Below are 18,475 nucleotides of genomic sequence, written 5' to 3'. Positions count from 1 at the left end.
CAATATGCTCGCCAAGGACATTCTACGCATCGTTCTCTATGGAGTCGGGCTCAGCTCGCTTGGGGCGGTGATCTACCTTGCCGGTCCCTTCGTTGCGTTCGGCGACTGGCATCCGTTGGAAAATCACATCGTTCGCCAGATCGCGATCCTGCTGCTCGGCGCTGCGGCAGCAGGCATCACCGGCCTTCATTTCTTCAAGCGGCGCAAGAATGCCAAGGAGATCGCCGACGGGATCAGTGCGGCAGATCAGCCCGTCAGCGACGAGCCGGTTCTCAAGGAGCGCATGAAGGATGCGCTCGCCACGCTGAAGACCGCCAGCGGCAACAAATCGAGCTATCTCTACGATCTGCCCTGGTACGTCATCATCGGCCCGCCGGGCGCCGGCAAGACCACCGCGCTGGTCAATTCCGGGCTCAAATTTCCGCTCGCGCGCGGGGCGACGCCGGCTGCGGTCGCGGGGGTCGGCGGCACCCGCTATTGCGATTGGTGGTTTACCGAGGAGGCCGTGCTGATCGATACGGCCGGCCGCTATACCACTCAGGATTCCAACGCCAAGGCCGACAAGGAAAGCTGGCTGGCCTTCCTCGACATCCTCAAGAAGAGCCGGTCACGCCAGCCGATCAACGGCGTCCTGGTCGCCATCAGCATCGAGGACGTGCTGACGCTGCCGAAGCAGGAGCTCGCGCTTCACGCCGACGCCATCAGAATGCGCCTGCTCGAGCTGCATCAGAAGCTCAAGGTCAGCTTCCCCGTCTACGCGCTTTTTACCAAGACCGATCTCGTTGCCGGCTTCACCGAATATTTCGCCTATCTCGGCGAGGCCGGCCGTCGCCAGGTCTGGGGTGCGACATTCCAAACCGCTGACAAGACCCAGAATCTGGTGGGGCAGATACCGGTCGAGTTCGACCGCCTGCTGGAGCGCCTGAGCGAGGAGACACTCGACCGCCTGCAGGACGAGCCGACGCCGCAGCACCGCGTGCAACTGTTCGGCTTCCCGGCACAGATGGCGCGGCTCAAGCCCCAGATCCACGACTTCCTCAACCAGATCTTCGAGCCAACGCGCTACCACGTGAACGCGAACCTGCGCGGATTCTACTTCACCTCGGGTACGCAGCAGGGGACGCCCATCGACCAACTGATCGGGTCGCTGGCGCGCACGTTCGGCGCGGAGGAGGTCGGTTCCGGATCCTATTCAGGGACGGGCAAGAGCTATTTCCTCGCCGATCTCATTTCGAAGGTCATCATCGGCGAGGCCGACTGGGTCTCGACCGACCGTGCGGCGGTGCGCCGCGCACTGATTCTGAAAACCGCAGCGCTATCCTTGATCGGTCTGGTCTCGATCGGGCTGATCGCGGGATGGCTGACCAGCTACAAGCGCAATTCCGACTTGATCGCGCAGAGTGTGCAGGCGGACAACGAATATGCAGCCGCCGGAGCGCCTCTCATCAAGCAGACGCTGATCGACGATCATGATCTCGACAAGGTGTTGCCACTGCTCTATCGGCTGCGCAACGCCCCGGCAGGCTATGCCTCACGGAATGAGCCGGTAGCACTGTCGGCGCGCTACGGGCTCAGTCAGCACGCGCGCCTGTTGTCGCCCGCCAAGGCGGCCTATCATGCGGCGCTCGAGCGCATGTTCAGGCCACGCCTGCTGTATCGCTTGGAGGAGCAGCTCAACGCGCGCATCAACGAATCTGCGTTCGTCTACGAGGCGCTGAAGGTCTATCTGATGCTCGGCGGCCTGCAGTCGCCGGACCGCGAGCTGATCCGCTCCTGGATGCAGCGCGACTGGCAGGACAACCTCTATCCCGGCGCAACCAACGCAGAAGGACGGCGCCTGCTCGATGAGAACCTCACGGCGATGTTCGACCTCGAGACGGAGCAGCCCCCGCTGGTCGAGCTGGACGGCCGGCTGATCAAGCAGGCGCAGAATTCGCTCGCGCGCCTGAGCGTGTCGCAGCGCGCCTACGAATTCCTGAAATCCGAGGCTCGCTCATCGACTGCAGGCGACTGGATCGCCAGCCGCCGAGGTGGTCCGGACGTGACAGTTGTCTTCGAAACCACGACTGGGCAGCCCTTGGACAACGTGCGGGTACCCGAGTTCTTCACCTACAACGGCTTCAATCAGAAGTTCATCGCTCGACTGCCCGGATTGTCGGAGCTCATGAAGCGGGAGCGGTGGGTCTTGGGTGACGCCGGCCAGCAATCGGCAATCGACCAGCAGTACGACAACCTCGCCGGCGACCTCTTGAACATCTATTCCAACGAGTTTGTCACGACCTGGCGAACCGCGCTGGGCAGCTTGCGTCTGAAGAAACTGCTCGCCGACAAGCCGAAATACGAGGTGCTAAGGGCGGTTTCAGCGCCGACCTCACCGATGCGGCAAATCCTGGAATCGGTGCGCGACGAGACGATGCTGACCAAGGAACGGCCGAAGCCGGCGAACGGCGGCACGCCGGCCGCGCCGCCTGCGGTGACCACGCCAGCGCTGTTCAACAATGCCCAGGATGGTACGCCCGGCGCGGCGATCGAAGCGCAGTTCAAGCCATATCATGCGGTGCTGGAAGGCGACAGCACGCGCCGGCCGATCGACTCGACCATCGCCAACCTGAACGACATCGCGCAGAATCTGACGCTGATCGTCGAGAATCCGCAACTGACCGCGCAGGCGACCGCTTCGCTTCAGAGCCAGGTTGCGGCCCTGCGCAACAATGCCTCGCGCATGCCGCCGCCGTTCTCCGACATGCTGCGCGCGGCCGCCGCGGAGTTCGAGGGCAGCATTGCCGCCTCGACTGCCGGACAGATCCTGCAGGCGCTGCGCGATCAGGTCACGCCGGTTTGCCAGCAGACGGTGACCAACCGGTATCCGTTCGTCCGCGGCAGCAATCAGGAGGTGCCACTCGCCGATTTCGCCAAGCTTTTCAGCCCGAACGGCGTCATGGACAAATTCTTCACCCAGTTCCTGGCATCTTACGCCGACACTTCGCGATCAGATTGGACGTGGCGGAAGGAGAGTCCCGTCGGCCGATCGTTCTCGCCCGACACGCTGAAGCAGTTCCAGAATGCGGCTTATGTCCGCGACGCCTTCTTCCAGACCGGCGGTGGCGTGCCGGCGGTGTCGTTCGCGATCCGGCCGCCCGGGGCGTCCGGACCGGGCGTGACGGTCAAGACCGAGATTGGCGGCACGACGATCACCAGCCCGACCACACCAGGACCAGCCGCAACCCCCTCCATGTTTGGCGCGCCGCAACCCGCTCCTCCGCCGCCGCAGCCTCAGAGCAACACACCGACCACCGTCCTCTGGCCGGGTCCGTCGCCGCGGACGGCAATTTCGGTCAGCAACGATTTCGGGCCGCCATCCGTGCTCGAGCGCATCGGTCCCTGGTCGTTGTTCCGGATGCTGGAGGCTGGATCCTTGGTGGTGAAAGCGGAAACCGCCAGCGCGACTTTCATCGTCGCGGGGCGCGAGCTCAACTATCAGATTTCGACCGGGTCGTTGCGCAATCCCCTCAACCTGTCGGTGCTCCGCGAATTTCGTTGCCCGACCGGAATATGACCATGCGTTGTGGGCTATTCGGCAAGATCGGCGCGAAGCGTGATTTCATCGCGATCGCCACCCCGCGCAGCTTCCTGGAAGCCTGGGAGCCATGGGTGCAGGCAGCCATCTCCGCGAGCCGCCACCAACTCGGCGCCGCCTGGCAGGAAGCTTTCCTGACCGCACCGGTCTGGCGATTCTGGCTTGGCGCCGCCATCTGCGGCACCGCCGTCGCAGGAGCGATCATGCCGTCGCTTGACGGCGTGGGGCGATACTATCCGTTGACGCTGCATGCAGTGCCGGATGGCGACGCTGCGCTGTCGCCGCCGCACATCGATCCGCAGGACGAGTGGTATGGGCAAGTGGAGACGTTCCTGCTCTCGACCCTGGACCGGGCTGCGACGTTCGAGCAGATCTCCGATGCACTGGATCGTCTCGCGCTTCCGCGTCTGCGGACGCCGGGGACTGATGGACCGCCGGTCGTGTCGCTGGGTGACGCGACGCTGGGAATGGTTTCGACGGTCGACGGGTTTGCCGGGGCGTTCGGCACGCTCTGCGGCGCCAACCCTCAAGTCTATGCCGCGGCCAGTTTCTGGTGGACCGCGGGGGGCGAAGGGTTCTCGCCGATCGCACTCTGATGCCGCGGATTGCCGGATCCATTTCACTATTCCACAATGCTGACCGGCGATCTCGGCCGTTCAGCATCCGGGACGGGGTGACGCGCGATGGTGCATGTCCCTTCCTTGTTCGATGTCGGCAGCGTCACTCATGCCGGACGGGTGCGGACGCGCAACGAAGATTCGTGCCTGGTCCGGACCGATGTCGGCCTGTGGGCCGTCGCCGACGGTATGGGCGGTCACGAGGCCGGCGACCTCGCCAGCCGCATCGTCGTGCAGTCGCTTGACACGATCGGCTTGCCGGACTCGGCCGCCGACTTGCTGGCGCAGTGCGAGGAGCGGCTGTTCAGCGCCAACCAGCAAATCCTGGCACTCAGCCATGAAAGGCAAGGTGCCATTGTCGGGACCACAACGGCAGTCCTGCTGGTGCGCGACGGCCATTATGCCTGCATATGGGCGGGCGACAGCCGGGTTTACCTGGTCAACCGGGGCAGCATCAATCAGGTATCGCATGATCACAGCGAGCTGGAGGAACTGATTGCCGGCGGCGCGGTGTCGCGCGAAGACGTCAAGGACTGGCCGAGCAATGCCATTACCCGGGCCGTTGGCGTCGCCGATGATCCGGAGTTCGAGGTCGTGACAGGTCCGGCCGAGCCGGAAGACGTCTTCGTGATCTGCAGCGACGGCTTGACCCGACACGTGCGGGACGACGAGATCGAGCAGCATGTGGCTACTCGCCTTGCCCAGACCGCCTGCGACGACATGCTCGCGCTCGCGCTTGATCGCGGCGGACTCGACAACGTCACGATCGTGATCGTGCGATTGCTCGCGCCACGACCCTCAGAGCCGACGAGGACACCGCTTGATCGGGAGCCGCGACCATGACCGCGAACGATCCGTCTCGGTCATCCTACCGCGGTGTGCCGCCCGGCACCCGCCTCAACGGCATCTACGAGATCGAAGCGGTGATCGGCGCGGGCGGCATGGGCGAGGTCTACAAGTGCCGTGAGATCCAGACCGGATCGCCGGTTGCGGTGAAAATGCTGCTGCCCGACATGGTCGACAACGAGGCCGCGCTCGCGCTGTTCCGGCGGGAGGCCGCGGCGCTTCACAATCTCCCGCACGACGCGATCGTTCGCTACTTCCTGTTCACCGTGGAGCCAGTGCTGCAGCGACCGTATCTCGCGATGGAGTTCGTGAACGGCCGTTCGCTCTCGAACATGCTCGACGAAGGGCCGTTGACTTTCGAGGCGCTGGTCAAGCTGATGCAGCGCGTTGCATCGGGACTGGAGGCCGCCCACGAGCACGGCATCATCCATCGCGACGTTTCTCCGGACAACATCATCGTGCCGCTCGACGATGTGAGACGCGCCAAGATCATCGATTTCGGCATCGCCCGATCGACCCAGATGGGTGACAAGACCATCATCGGTTCGGGCTTCGCCGGCAAGGACAACTACGCGTCTCCGGAACAGGTCGGCCTGTACGGCAACGAGATCACAGCGAAGTCCGACGTCTACAGCTTCGGCCTCGTGCTGTTCCATGCGCTGACCGGACAGAAGCTCGACATGGGCGGAAGCCAGTTTCAACTGGTGGAGAAGCGCCGGCGTGTGCCCGATCTCGGTGCGGTAGACATGCGCATCAGGCCTTTGCTGGAGCGGATGCTGCAGCCCGATCCGGCGTTGCGTGCGACCATGGCGGAGGTCGCCAAATGGACGCCGACGGGGTCGGCGCAGCCGCCCGCGGCACCGCTCTACGGCTTCGATCCATTGGCGAAGTCGCAGGCTGGTACGTCTGCTCCGCAGGAGCGGGCGCCATCAACCACGCGGGGCTCCCGCCGCATCTGGCTCGGCGCCTGCGTCGCGGGGCTGCTGCTTCTGCTGGGGGGCGGTGGGTACACCTTCTATAGATTTGTCTGGAAGGCACCAGGCTTGGAGGCCTTGCCGCCACCTCCGAAACTCGCCGGGACATCCACACCGCCGAGCGAGCCTGCTCCGCCACCGCCAGCACGTCAGGAGCCGGCGAAGCTGCCGTCTCAGCCGACGGTGACGCCGTCTCCGTCCCCCGACGGGCAGGGACGAGCCGAGCGCATCCGCAAATATGTAACCCAATATTCCGGCGGCGATTGCTTCTTCATTTTGCCGGTTGCGGTCAGTCAAACCGCCGCCGTGATCGAAGGCTACGGCGCCTCGACGGCCCCGTTCGATACGTTCGACAAGGCGTTTCGAAAGGAGCAGGGATTTGAGGCTTCGGTCGGCGTCAGGCAGGTGAATCAGGCGCAATGTCCGGCCGTCAAGTTCCTCAGTCAGGTCGGAAGCGATCAAGCGCGTGCGCCCCGCATCAACCTGTCGGCGACGGAGCTGAAGGCTGGTGAGACCCTCAATGGGACCGTCGAGAATTTTGCCAACCGTGTGGTGGAACTGCTCATGGTCTCGGATCGCGGCGAGGTGCGCAGCTTGTCTTATCTCCTGAAGCCGGGCGTCGACTCGCTTTCCTTTGCCCTGCCGATGGAGCGTACGACCGGCCCGCAACTCCTGTTGGCCGTCGCAGCCCCGCAGGTTCTGGACTCGTTGCGCCAGCCGCGACCGACCGCTGCCGACACGTTCTTCCTGCAGGCGACGAGCGAAGCACAACGCGGCAACGTGGCCATCACCGCGGCTGGACGCTATGTGATGCTCACCAATTGAGCTGCCGTTCAGAACCTGCCGATCATCAGGATCTTCAGGTCGGCATCCGGCTTGAAGTCGCTTGCCGTGAACTGCCGCGCGTTGTCGGCAGATGACGGCTTGAGCCGCCCCGGACAAAAACTGACCAGACGGTCGTCGCCGCCCGGATCGATCGTCAACGTGAAGGACCGGATTGGACCCGCCCAGTTCGCGCCCGTCTTGAGCACGTAGGAAATGCGCCGCTCCTGCAGCTTTGCGGTATTGGCCTTGCTGTCACCTGTGCGCTTGTCCAATTCGGCAAGGAACGCATCCGTAATGCAATAGTCTCTCCGGTATCGCTCGACCTCCGGACCTAGCGCCGCGCTGCGACGCAGGCCCGAGCGAAGGACGGTGTCAGGGCTGGAGCCGACGCTCGGGCGATATTGATGTTCGACCGTGACGGTATGCGCCGCTGGAAACACTTGCTCGCGAACGGCGGACGTCTTGGTTATCCAGCCGGGCGTGTATTGCTGGCGACCGTTGTCGCTCATGCCGGCAGGTATCAGAAGGCCATCATCGATCAGCTTCGTGCGGGTTGTCGCCGGCAGGTCGGCCACCCGGATCTCCCGATCACCGAGTGGCAGCAGGGACAGCGTGAACTGACGGAGGAGAGCCCTGACATCCTTGTCGCCAATCATGGCGCGCTGATCAATCGTCAGCGGCGCCGGGCTGCCGTCGATCCTGGTCTCGAAGTCGACGAAGTTCACCGGGTCGTTCGACGGCAGCGCAATGTTATCGGCCTCCGAGAGGTCGATGTCGGGCAGCGGAAAGGCCACAGTCAGCGTAACCGGCTTGCTTGTCTGGTTGACGAATTGGTAGCGCACGCTGACCCGGTCCAGCCCGATATGAAGCTCCTCGCTCGCCATGGCCACGTCCTTGGTGCGGACGAATTGTAGCCCGCCGATGGACAATTCGGCCGCGGAATTGTTTGCCCGCGCAGGCCAGCCGGTTGCGGCCAACAGGACGATCATCAAGGCTCGAGACCTCAACGACAGCCCGCTTAACACTCCAATTGCCATGCCGGCCTCCATGCGGCGCCGCAGCGTCTGCCCGTGTGGGTCAATCGAGGGCCTGGTAAAGATCGCCCCATTCGGGCTTCCAGACGCCGTCCGGATCGCACACCACGATCGCGAGCTTCACGTCATTGGCCAGCCGGATCGCGCCGCGAAAGGCGTCCTGGGCCGGCAATGGGGCGCTGACCTGGTCGCTGCTCAGGCGTCCCCCGCTTGCGGCGGCCGGCAACACGATTGACCCGGAGGCGCCGGCATTGTCGCTCCTCAAAACCAGAGTGATCGCGTCGGGCTGGATTTCGCTGACTTGCTCAAATCTGTTTCTGGCCATGATTTTGCACTGCAAGCTGAAGGAGTTCGGACTATCACCGTCCAGTGAAAGAGTTGAACGGGATCGGGGTTGCTCGCCACTAATTGACGCTGCATTCGCGCAGTCTTGGATTAGGCAGTCTTGGATTAGGCAGTCTTGGATTAGTCGGACTGACGCCGCATTCGGTTCGGTTACATTGAGGCGGATATGCTTCGTCGATCTAGCTGGATCTGGCTCTCTATCGTCGGCGCGGTCATAGCTGCCACCGGGGCACGGGCCGACGATGCGGTTGTGCGAAGCTTTGCCGGCGGTTCGGCTGCATCCATGGTGGGGATCGTCGCGGCCAGCCAGGACGTCGAGCTCGCGGGCCCGCAAGCGCTCAGCGCTGACGGACAGGGAAACCTGTTCGTGCTCGATCAAGTCAACGGACGCATACTCCAGTTCGATCCCAAGCAACCGAATTCCGATCCTGACGTCCTCAAGATGCCGAGGGATGTACAGCCGACCGATCTCGTCGTTCATAACGGCGACATCATGGTTTGGGACGGCGGCGTCCGCACATTGAAGGCGGCGCCAGACCAGTCCACGCGCGGGCTCGGCGGCGACGAAATCCAGCTCGAGGAAGTCTCGAGCCGCGGCACGGACGACCAGGTCGCCATCTCCGCCTTCGCCCAGATGGGATCGCAGGCGCTGAGCAGCCCCACCGACTTGCTGGATCAGAATACGCGCGCGGCCATCGTGAGGACGACGCGACAGCCCGACCGGCAATATATCGCCTCGCGCAGCAAGGGATCAGTGATCGCCGATATCATTCCCGACAAGGGCAATGCCGGCGTTCGGGTCGAAATCCAGACCATGGTCTCCAACGAGACCATCGGTCAGCTCGGCCTGCGCGTCCGCAACCAACTCGGCGCCGTGGAGTTTCTCGAGATCGACAACAGCGACCGCTTCTACGTGCTGGCCGAGGACATTCCTTCGTCGGGCAAGAATGCCTCCACCTTCGTCGCACGCTATGCCGCGAACGGACGCCTTGAGGGCATCTACGAGCTGCCGCTGGAGAACACGCCCGTGACCCGGCGGTTCGTCACCGTCTCCGGCGATGGCGACGTCTATTTTCTGCGCACCAAGCCGGATGGTGTCGAGGTGGTCGGTGTCGGCTTCCGCCCCCTGGGCAAGGTATCCGTCATTGACGTCAGGCCGTCGCGCACGGCGGCCGAGCCGGCGGCGCGGCCGGATATCAGGTTCAATGCGACCGCCGCCGTGCGGCCGTCCAATCGTCAGCAGGCGATTGAGACGGCCTTCGCCTTTGAGGGCATTCAGTGGAAGCTGACACCGGCGAACTACGGCAGCGATCCCGACAGCCAATGCTCCGGTTTCAGCCGTATTCGCCGGCCGTGGTACCTGCAGGGCAAGGTAAACCAGGAAGTGCGGGGCGTGCCCTATTGCTGGGGCTGCCACGGTTCGCTCGCGAATTTCCGGCAGCGCATCGAAAGCGGGACGCTGGCGGGGAATGTCTGCACCCGCAACGCGCCGCGGCCGGATGTGGCGGGCGTCGACTGCTCGGCGTTCGTCAGCGCCACGTGGGGACTCTCGGTCCACTACACGACCGCCGCCATTCCCGCGATCGCCGCGCCCGTGACTAACCCCTGGGAGTTGAAGCCCGGCGATGCACTCAACAAGCCGGGCTCCCATGTGATGTTGTTCCTGCGGTTCACGCCGGATCGCAAGGCGGAGGTGATGGAATCCTCAACCGGCGGCTGCAACGGACGCGTTTGCCGCAACATCTATCCGTTGGCGAGCCTGCTTGCGCGCGGCTACGTTCCCGTCCGCTTTCGGGCGTTCGCAGATGATCAGACGACCGTTTCCGCGAACGCCTATCAGGAGACCGAGGCGCCGACAGGCCGCAAGACGGCGAATAAACGGCGCTGAACCTGAGGTCTTGCCAAGGCTACAGATGAACAAAGGCTACAGATGAACATGGATTACCGCCTGCGCGCTGGTTTCCGGAGGCCTGAACGGCATTCCTGCCGCTCTGCCTTACCGGTGCGGTTCCAGGGCGGACCTGCTTGATATCGAGGTGGATCGCGATGCGAACGCTCAGGGGCTTTGATCGAAGGACCGGTTGGCTGTGTGCAGCCCTCCTGTTCGCTGCGTTGATCGGCCTGCCGCTCCAGCCCGCGCATGCGGCGGCTGAACTGTCGATAAGCAATCCCGACGGTGCGGCTCTCCGGGCGCTCGTCATCGGGATCGACGACTACCAGCATGTGCGCAAATTGAAGGGCGCGGTCGCCGACGCCAATGACATCGTGTCCAGCTTGAGGACCATGGGCGTCAGCGATGTGGTCGAGCTGACCAATGCACAGGCCGACAGGGCAAGCGTGCTGCGCGAGATCAGCTCACTGGTGGAGCGGACAAAAAACAACGATCTCGTCTTCCTGTCGATCGCAGGTCACGGCACGCAGGAGCCGGAGCGGATCAAGGGCTCGGAACCGGACGGGATGGAGAACGTGTTCCTGCTGCCCGGCTTCGAAACCACGTCGAAGGGGTCCGTCGAGCGCATTCTGGGGAGCGAATTCAACCATTTCATCCGGCAGCTCGAGCTACGCGGCGCGAAGGTGATCTTCGTTGCGGATACCTGCCATGGCGGCGGAATGGTGCGCGATATCGACCCGCGGGCTGCGGAGATGAGCTTCCGGCAGGTGCCGCGCTACACGTTGCTTGTCGATGAATTGAAACCGGTATCGGACAGCAACGGTCCGAAGTCCGAGCTCGATCTCGACCACACGGCGTTCCTCGCCGCTGTTGATCGCTACACCAAGGCGCCCGAAGTACGGATTCCCGGGATCGATGGGCTGCGCGGGGCTCTCAGCTACGCGGTGGCGCGGGCAGTGGAGGGCAGTGCGGACATCGATCGCGATGGCAAGGTGACGCTCAAGGAGCTCTTCGCCAATGTCCGGCAGGTGGTCTATCAACTGTCCGACCAGCGCCAAAACATCGTGACGGTATCGTCGCCGGCACAGATGCCGGAAACCGAGGTCGCCTTCGAATTGACCCGCGGCGTGGTCCTGATCCAGGGGACGGCCGCGAGAGCTGCCTCCGGTCAGGTTGCTACCGTCGCGTCCGCCGAGAAGCAGAATCCTGCGCCGCCGGCCGTTACGGCCAAGTCGCAAACCGCTCCAACCAGTGCCGCCGCGACCGCCCCGGCCGCGCCCAGTGCCGCATTGCCGCCCTTCCGCCTCACCACACCGATCCGTCTGGCGGCGCTCGACGGCAAGATGAACTATTTCGCCGGCGTGACGCCGAAGGACGCCACCGTGCAGGCCGTTCAGCCGACGGACAATCCCGACCTGATCTGGGACCCCGTCTCTCATGACGTGATCGCCTGGGGCGATGTCGTCGCCTATGGCGTCGACGTTGGCGGCTTGACGACAGTGGTCAACCGCACCGCAGCAATGCGCGAGCTCAAGCGAATGGCGACCCGATCGCCGCAGATCATGCGCATTTGGCCGGATGATCGACAGCAGCGCGCTGGTCAGACCATCGAAGTCGAACTGTCCGACGTGGCTTCAAGGGCATTGCTGCTGTTCAATGTATCCGGCGACGGTACCATCCAGATGTTGTACCCGGTGGGATCCGATGCCGCGATGGCTCGATCAGCAAATCTGCGGCTGCCTCTTCGTGTAGGCGAGCCGTTCGGCGCCGAGCAGATCGTCGCGGTGACCTCGCAGCAGCGGATGGTCGATCTGGAGACGGTCCTGATGCAGCTCAACCGGCGCCGTGCCTCGGGGCAGGTGATCAAGAGTTTGGAGCGCTACCTGCCGGCGGATGCGCGGATCGCGTCAATCGGCTTCTTCAGCGTTCCCTGACAATCCTGGGGCAGCGGACCATGTCGCCAGCGGAACTGGTTTGCCGCAAGCAATCATGGTTCGCGATCGTGCTGCTGCTGGCGGGAAGCGGGGCCGCGCCCGCGGCGCCGCCGCCATCGGCCTCTCCATCGGCGGGTGCGACGAATGCTCCGTTGCTCTGGCGCGTACAGGCCCCGCGCGGCCCGGCAAATGCTGCCGGCGTGTCGCTTGAGATCCTGCCGGGTCCAACTGTCAACGTTGGCGGCAAGGTGTCATTCGGCGTGACGGCGAAGAAGGCAGGCTATCTCATTCTGGTGGATGTCGATGCGGACGGACGGATGTCCCAGATCTTTCCGACTCCCGAATTGTTGGAGCAGTCGGATGGCCGCGACATCAATCTCGTCAAGCCCGGCGTGCAATTCATCGTTCCGACCCCGGCGGCACAGCAACGTGGCTTTGAATATGTCGTCGCACCGCCGACCGGCTCGGCCGTCATGGTTGCGATCCTGAGTGAACGGCGCGTGCAATTGCTCGATTTGCCGGACATTCAGCGCAAGCTTCAGGGGCCGGCCGACACGTTGAGCTATCTGTCGGATTGGACCAGTCAGCTGCGGATACCGGACAGCGGCGGCGGAAGACTGTTGCCGAACAATTGGTCGTTCGACATCAAATCATACTCCATCAAGTAGGTAAGCGATCGCGTTGCACCGGCTACCCGGGCGGTTGAGGAGACCGTCCCGAGCGATCATGTGGTGAATATCCGTGTGGCGGAGGCTGCTGTTCGGTGTCTTGCGTGCAGGGCCCTGCGGTTTGGCTCCCTTGCCCCGGCATTGCCGATTGCGGGGAGGAGACGGCGGCCCGTACACGATCTCGAGCGCGCCGCCGTGCATACCGTCCTAGTTGCAGACCTCAACATTGCCGGTACCGCCGCCGGGACCTCCGCCGCCACGGTAATCGAGATGACATCCGCGACGGACCGGGCGGCATAGATAAGCATCACACACGATCTGGCCGCTGCCACCCGAGGGTCTCGCCGTCGCCTGTCGGCGGGGAGTGTCGGCTTGCGGCTCAGGCCTCTCGCGAACCGGACGATCGGCGCGCGACGGGCGCTCATCCATGTAACGCTTCGCCATCGGCTTCTTGCCGCGCCGCTTCTCGCATTCATTGTCGCCATTGAGGAACGAGCCCTCGGCGCAGGTGATCTTGCTGCACTGGTCGCCGTCAGCCTTGTAGCCATGCTCGCAGATCAGTGGGCAAACCCGGGCCGGTTTCAGCTTGATTGCATCGAGCGCATCGAGGCTTGCAAGCTTGACGTCAAATTTGGTTCCGGCGTGCCGGTTGAACAGGGTCAGGGAGCGACGCGAGGCCGCGTTCCACTCACCGTCGATGGAGCCTGTGAAACAGCCAACCCGGCTCAACTCGCTCTGCACCGATTTGGCAAGATCCTCCTGCGGCGGCGCCGTGTTCAAGGCGGCCACCTTCGCGCCCTCGCTATTCAGCGATGGGGTAGCGGTTGCAATACTATCCGGCTTGGCGCTGTCGGGCGCGGGTCCGTTCGCGGAAAGCATGGCGACCGTCGAGGTCTGCGATGCGGTCCGCTTCCGTTCAGCCTCAGCAGCTTGGTCCTGCGCCGCCTGCTTTGTTCTTTCTGCCGCGATACGGGCGTCCTCCGCGGCCTTGAAATCTGCGGCCGCCTTTTCCTGCTCCGCTCGCTGCGCACCTTCGGACGCAAGCCGAGCCTTCTGCTGCTCCGCTTCCTGCGCTTTCCTGGTGGCGGTAACGCGCGCGTCCTCCGCGTCGATCTGATTGAGCTGAAGCTTGGCCAGGTTTGCGTAATAGCCGTCGGGATGCTGGGCGAGGAACGCGCTCATGGCGGCTTTGTTGCCGACCTGCAGGGCCAATTCGTAGTCGCGACGAATCTCCGACGAGGCGTTAGCCGGCGGCGGCGCCGGCTCTTCTGCCTTTGGCACGAGCGCAACGTCCTCGCCGCCCAACGAGCCGTAGACGTAAGGCTCCTGCCGGTTGCCCGTGGCTTGCAAGACGTCGTCGCGGACGAACCCAAAGGCCCTGCGCAGGTCGAGGCCCGGCTTTGCGATATACTTGACCAGAGCGGCCGCGTACGGGCTGTTCTGGCTGTTGCCGTCGAGCGCCGTCAACCCGGCCTTCGCGGCGAAGGCGATCAACGTATTGGAGACCGTTGGCTCGACCCTGGCGAGCCCGCGGCTGATCGATCGCGAGGCGACCGTTCGCTTCATCGTGTCGGCAAAAGGATTGTTGCGGCACGCGTCGACGATCACGACCCGTAGCTGCCTTGCAGGCTCGATCGCCATCAAGACACGGTCGAGCGAGAACGCCTCGTCATAGATATCGGTGTCGCGTTCAAGTCTGGCATCCGTCGGGATCAGATAATTCGTCCCGTCGATCTCGATTCCGTGACCTGCATAATAGACGATGGCGATGTCTGCATCGCGAGCTTGATCGGCGAAATCCCTCAGTGCCCGCCGCATGTCGCTCGAGGTCAGGTTCAGCCGAGACTCCACCAAATCGAACCCGGCGCCCTTCAAGGTCGCGGCGATAGCGGTGGCATCATTGGCAGGATTCGGAAGTAGTGGCGCATTTTGATAGTTCGAATTTCCGACCACCAAAGCCACTCGCTTCGTTGCCCAGGCTGGCTGAGACGCCAGGAGAACTGAAGCAGCAACAACAACAAGAACTCGGAGGAGCGTGTACAAGCGCATGGCGAACGTCCAAAAATCGGCTCGAAACAACCGCAGCTTTATCGAAGGTGGCCGCGCGCAAACTCCACTGCATCAAGCGTGACGGGCGCCGGCATACCTCCGTAGAGAACAAATCTGAGTCCAATCCATTCCTGATGTTGTCGTCCGGGGCAGCGAGATTGTTCAAGGATACACCGAAGCGTGTAGGGCCGATGGTACACGGCCGAACAAATGTCAGTCGACATGTAAGATATTGAAATTGCTGTATTTTATCCTTAGCGCCGGAATGGCCGGCAGTGCCGGCATTCGGCTGGGCTTCGCCAGGCGAAGTTCCATCTCTCGATAGTGATCTCGGAATTGAACTCGCATGCTCAGGCGATGCTCGTGCAGGATCGTCAGGGTGTGACGGCCACGTCGTTAGTCTCGGTGGCATCGACAAGGTTCAGCCCGTCCGTCTCGGCTGTTTGTCGCAGCCGCGGGCCACTTCCATAGGAGCGCGAACTGCGTCTATCTGGAAGCAACGCCGGTCCGTTCGAGCTGAGACGTGCGAGTCCCGAAGGAACCGAAATCTGCGTACTCGGGATCTAGCCGTCGACGTGTGGACGCCCACCGCAGGTGTCGTCGAAATCTATAGCGTTGGAGACGCACATGTCTATTCCGCTGAAAATCTACATTACGCCATTTGCCGAGAAAGGTGTCGCCGAGCCGCAAAAATGGAGTGGCGAGACAGCCAAAAAGGCACTGGATGTAGTCAATAAGATCTGGGCGAAGGCCAAGATCGCGTTCGTGATCAATGATTACGTGGAAGATAAGCCGCTCGATATGGCGAAGAGCGCGCGCAACAATGATCAGCGCGTGCTGGATGTTCTCAGTTTCCGGCATGCTCCCGACAATGCAGTCCACATCTATCTCGTCAATCCGATAGTCAATCTCTCGGCCGGTGGCGGCTCCTACCTTCATAGCGATCCCGAGCCGGCAAGTTTTGTCCAATGGTATGGCAATGATTTTGCCAACGGACGCGCGTGGGCGCATGAACTGGGGCATTTGATGAGTTTAGACCACGTCGACGTAGATTACGCCGATGAGAAGCAGGCCGCCCTGCGCAGCAACTTGATGACGAAGGGATTGAGCGTGGGAAGCGATTTGACCAGTCAGCAGATCAGCACGGCCAAAAGTTCAAAACTGGTGAAGCGATTTGGCGGCTGACCTTGGAACCTCCTGCTGCAGACTTCCATGAAACCGTTTACAGCCGGCCCGATCGCTCGTTCGCCCGCCACCCGCCGGAGAGACGCCATGCCCAGGATCGATCTTGCAAACGTGCCGGAGCGCAAGGGGACCGGCTATCCGGCGGAGTTCGCCGCGCCGTGCGCCGAGCGGGTGCGGCAGCGTCTCGGTGATGCCGGCGGGCTGGCCGACTTCGGCGTCAACCTGATGCGCCTGCCGGCGGGCGGCTGGTCGAGCCAGCGGCACTGGCATTCGCACGAGGACGAATTCGTCTATGTGCTCGCGGGCAAAGTGGTGCTGGTGGAGGACGGCGGCGAGACGGTGCTGCGCGCCGGCGATTGCGCGGCGTTTCCGAAGAACTCCGGCAACGGGCATCATCTGATCAACAGGTCGCAGATGACGGCGACCTATCTCGAGGTCGGCTCGCGCTCGCAAGCCGACCTGATCACCTGCTCCGACATCGACATGATGAGCCCGGCATCCAACGGCCGCTTCCTGCACAAGGACGGCACGCCGTACGAATAGCCCCGCCTGTCGCGCCGCGCACGAAATCGGGCGTTGCGGATTGGCCGGCGAAGGACCAATGTTCCGGCGAGGAGCTTTGGTCGCGTCCATGCCGGAATGGTATTTCATCTGGGTCGACGGTCCGCGCGGACCCGAGCCGCAGAAATGGTCGTCGGACGCGCTGTGGGGCCAGCTGGCGCGTCAGGATGTGATCGTGCGTTTTCCCCTGAGCGATCGCGAGGCCGAATTGTCGCTCGACCAGCTCGCAAGGCTGCACCCGGTGCCGCAGTGAGCTGCGCCGCAGTTCTTTCCGTCGACGTTCAATCCGCCGGGTTGAACGTCAGACCGAAGATCGAAGCCGGGCGTTGCGACCTCGGTCAGGAACGCGGCGACGAACATCTTGCCCAGCACGTGCTTGGCCGCCGGCGTACCGGCCTTGAGCCGGCCGGCGCGTGTGGCTTCTGCGAGCTCGGCAAGCGTCGGTGCCGCAAGGCTCGTGTCGGGTGTGATGCGCGGCGCCGTCGCCGATGCGCTGAGCAGCACGCCGGCATAGTAGAGCCGGGTGAGCGCGCGGACATGTGCGAGCCGTGCGCGCAGCGCCTCGTCGAGCGGGCGGCCGAGCCAGGTACGATGTAAGATGTGCTCCAGCTCCGGCGTCCTCGCCAGGCTGTCGCCGACAATCGCAAGGTCGACCAGCGGATCTGTGCGATAGGCGGATTCCCAGTCGACCATCCAGAGCCTGTTGCCGTCGAACAGGATGTTGGCGGGGAGCAAGTCGTTGTGGCTCGACACCGAGTTGGCCTCATCCCAGGCATAGGCAGCGCGGATCCGCGCGAGATGCGCGTCGCAGCGGTCGAGCACGCCGGGTGCGAACAGACCGGTGCGGCCGACATGGGCCCATAGCCGGGCCACGATGTCGGGGTAGCGCACGAAGGCGGGAAAGGCCGGCGTCGCCTGCAGGCGCGCCAGCAATTCGCCGAGCGCCTTCGCCAGGGCCGGCAGGCCGCCGGGATAGCGGCCGAGCGGCTGCCGCTGCACAAAATCCATCACCGCGACGCGCGAGGCCTCGTCGACATAATGGAGTCGCGGCGCGATGCCGGCCTCGGCGGCGATCCTGAGCGACACATACTGAAACGGATTGCGCAGCGGACTCGGCATTCCTTCGATTCGGAGCAAATAATTCTCGCCACCTGAACCGATCCGGAACAATTGCGCCGACGTTGCGCCGCCCGAGACCGATGTGACGGCCTCGATCGCGGCGGTGCCGATCACCTGATGCAGTGCGGCATGTGCTGCGTCGCGCTGTGCCGGCGGAAGTTTATCGAGAGCACTCATGCGCAAGAAGTTAGCATGGCCGCTATGCGTGCCCAAAATCGCGTTGATGCAGCGTTCGCGATCTATTGCTGGAAGCGCACGACGAAGCGTGAAACAATGCTGCAAAAATCATGTTGGGAGAGAACTTGATGTCGTTCGAGCGGGAGTTGCATTGCGCCGTTGCGTGCCGATCATCGATCGCGTTGCCATTATTCTGCCTGATCAGCACGTTCGGAGTGATGCATAACGCCGCCGCGAACGAGTCCTTGCAGATTGTGGACGCGCGCGTGCCGGCGGTCGACAAAGCGGGCGGGGACCTTCCGTTGACGATGACGATCAAGAACGAGGCCGACAGCGCCGATGCGCTGCTTCGTGTCCGCTGCCCGGTTGCGAATTTTTCCGAGCGTCATACTGTGGATCGCGGCGAGGGCGCACCGGCGATGCGCTCGATATCCAATATACCAGTGCCGGCAAAGGCAATGCTCGAGCTGAAGCGTGACGGTTATCACGTCATGCTGCTGCAGATGCGTCAGGCGCTCACGCCGGGCGAGACCTTCAAATGCGCGATCGTTTTTCAGAAAGCAGGCACCATCGAGACGGAGGTACAGGTCCAGAAGTGACCTCACACAAGTGACTCAAGAAGACGGCGGGTGGTGCACAGCCATGCGCCGGGACTCAAGGCTTCTCGCGTGAT

Annotated in this window: 14 protein-coding genes; 10 read left to right on the top strand and 4 right to left on the bottom strand. The window is 63.3% G+C overall.

All coding sequences use genetic code 11. From position 1 onward, the window contains the following. The first annotated feature begins 4 nt into the window (after positions 1–4). The 4 genes from tssM (at position 5) to RX327_RS24080 (ending at position 6,839) form a co-directional block, all read left to right on the top strand. The gene (gene tssM / locus RX327_RS24095) at positions 5–3,556 is read left to right on the top strand and encodes a type VI secretion system membrane subunit TssM (protein WP_317247313.1); all 3,552 of its coding nucleotides are present in this window, start codon (positions 5–7) and stop codon (positions 3,554–3,556) included. Continuing rightward, positions 3,553–4,173 (top strand): type VI secretion system-associated protein TagF, encoded by a 621-nt coding sequence (gene tagF / locus RX327_RS24090; protein WP_317247312.1) that lies wholly within the window; start codon positions 3,553–3,555, stop codon positions 4,171–4,173. Before tssM ends, tagF begins: the two co-directional genes overlap by 4 nt. An 87-nt stretch (positions 4,174–4,260) precedes the next feature. Further along, complete coding sequence (locus RX327_RS24085; protein ID WP_317247311.1) at positions 4,261–5,037, top strand: PP2C family protein-serine/threonine phosphatase; 777 nt, start codon at positions 4,261–4,263, stop codon at positions 5,035–5,037. Continuing rightward, entirely contained in the window at positions 5,034–6,839 is a 1,806-nt protein-coding gene (locus RX327_RS24080; RefSeq protein WP_317247310.1) for a serine/threonine-protein kinase, read from the top strand. The genes RX327_RS24085 and RX327_RS24080 overlap by 4 nt, the downstream gene beginning before the upstream one ends. An 8-nt stretch (positions 6,840–6,847) precedes the next feature. Here the strand turns inward: RX327_RS24080 and RX327_RS24075 are convergent, their stop codons facing one another. Further along, the gene (locus RX327_RS24075) at positions 6,848–7,828 is read right to left on the bottom strand and encodes a DUF4424 domain-containing protein (RefSeq protein WP_317247309.1); all 981 of its coding nucleotides are present in this window, start codon (positions 7,826–7,828) and stop codon (positions 6,848–6,850) included. Positions 7,829–7,916: 88 nt separating this feature from the next. After that, complete coding sequence (locus RX327_RS24070) at positions 7,917–8,198, bottom strand: hypothetical protein (RefSeq protein WP_317247308.1); 282 nt, start codon at positions 8,196–8,198, stop codon at positions 7,917–7,919. A 186-nt stretch (positions 8,199–8,384) separates the two neighbouring features. On the opposite strand from RX327_RS24070, the gene RX327_RS24065 reads away from it, so the two are divergent. The 3 genes from RX327_RS24065 (at position 8,385) to RX327_RS24055 (ending at position 12,711) form a co-directional block, all read left to right on the top strand. Beyond that, positions 8,385–10,106: a hypothetical protein gene (locus RX327_RS24065; RefSeq protein WP_317247307.1), complete on the top strand. Its 1,722-nt coding sequence runs from the start codon at positions 8,385–8,387 to the stop codon at positions 10,104–10,106. A 158-nt stretch (positions 10,107–10,264) separates the two neighbouring features. After that, positions 10,265–12,043 (top strand): caspase domain-containing protein, encoded by a 1,779-nt coding sequence (locus RX327_RS24060; protein WP_317247306.1) that lies wholly within the window; start codon positions 10,265–10,267, stop codon positions 12,041–12,043. A gap of 20 nt (positions 12,044–12,063) precedes the next feature. Further along, positions 12,064–12,711 (top strand): DUF4384 domain-containing protein, encoded by a 648-nt coding sequence (locus RX327_RS24055; protein ID WP_317247305.1) that lies wholly within the window; start codon positions 12,064–12,066, stop codon positions 12,709–12,711. Between the two features lie 207 nt (positions 12,712–12,918). On the opposite strand, the gene RX327_RS24050 is transcribed toward RX327_RS24055, so the two are convergent. After that, a complete protein-coding gene (locus tag RX327_RS24050) occupies positions 12,919–14,760 on the bottom strand; it encodes a caspase domain-containing protein (RefSeq protein WP_317247304.1) in 1,842 nt (613 codons plus the stop codon). Positions 14,761–15,387: 627 nt separating this feature from the next. Here RX327_RS24050 and RX327_RS24045 point away from each other — a divergent pair. Together RX327_RS24045 and RX327_RS24040 are read left to right on the top strand one after the other, a co-directional pair. Beyond that, on the top strand, positions 15,388–15,945 hold the full coding sequence (locus tag RX327_RS24045) for a hypothetical protein (protein WP_028335418.1): 558 nt from the start codon (positions 15,388–15,390) through the stop codon (positions 15,943–15,945). A gap of 87 nt (positions 15,946–16,032) precedes the next feature. Then, entirely contained in the window at positions 16,033–16,488 is a 456-nt protein-coding gene (locus RX327_RS24040) for a cupin domain-containing protein (protein WP_317247303.1), read from the top strand. A gap of 180 nt (positions 16,489–16,668) precedes the next feature. Here the strand turns inward: RX327_RS24040 and RX327_RS24035 are convergent, their stop codons facing one another. Then, entirely contained in the window at positions 16,669–17,802 is a 1,134-nt protein-coding gene (locus RX327_RS24035; RefSeq protein ID WP_317247302.1) for a phosphotransferase, read from the bottom strand. Positions 17,803–17,930: 128 nt separating this feature from the next. On the opposite strand from RX327_RS24035, the gene RX327_RS24030 reads away from it, so the two are divergent. Next, complete coding sequence (locus tag RX327_RS24030; RefSeq protein WP_317247301.1) at positions 17,931–18,401, top strand: copper chaperone PCu(A)C; 471 nt, start codon at positions 17,931–17,933, stop codon at positions 18,399–18,401. Positions 18,402–18,475 lie beyond the last annotated feature (74 nt).

Origin of the sequence: Bradyrhizobium sp. BEA-2-5 (assembly GCF_032918025.1) — a bacterium.
GTDB classification, from domain to species: domain Bacteria; phylum Pseudomonadota; class Alphaproteobacteria; order Rhizobiales; family Xanthobacteraceae; genus Bradyrhizobium; species Bradyrhizobium pachyrhizi.
This window is presented reverse-complemented; position numbering and strand designations above follow the sequence as displayed.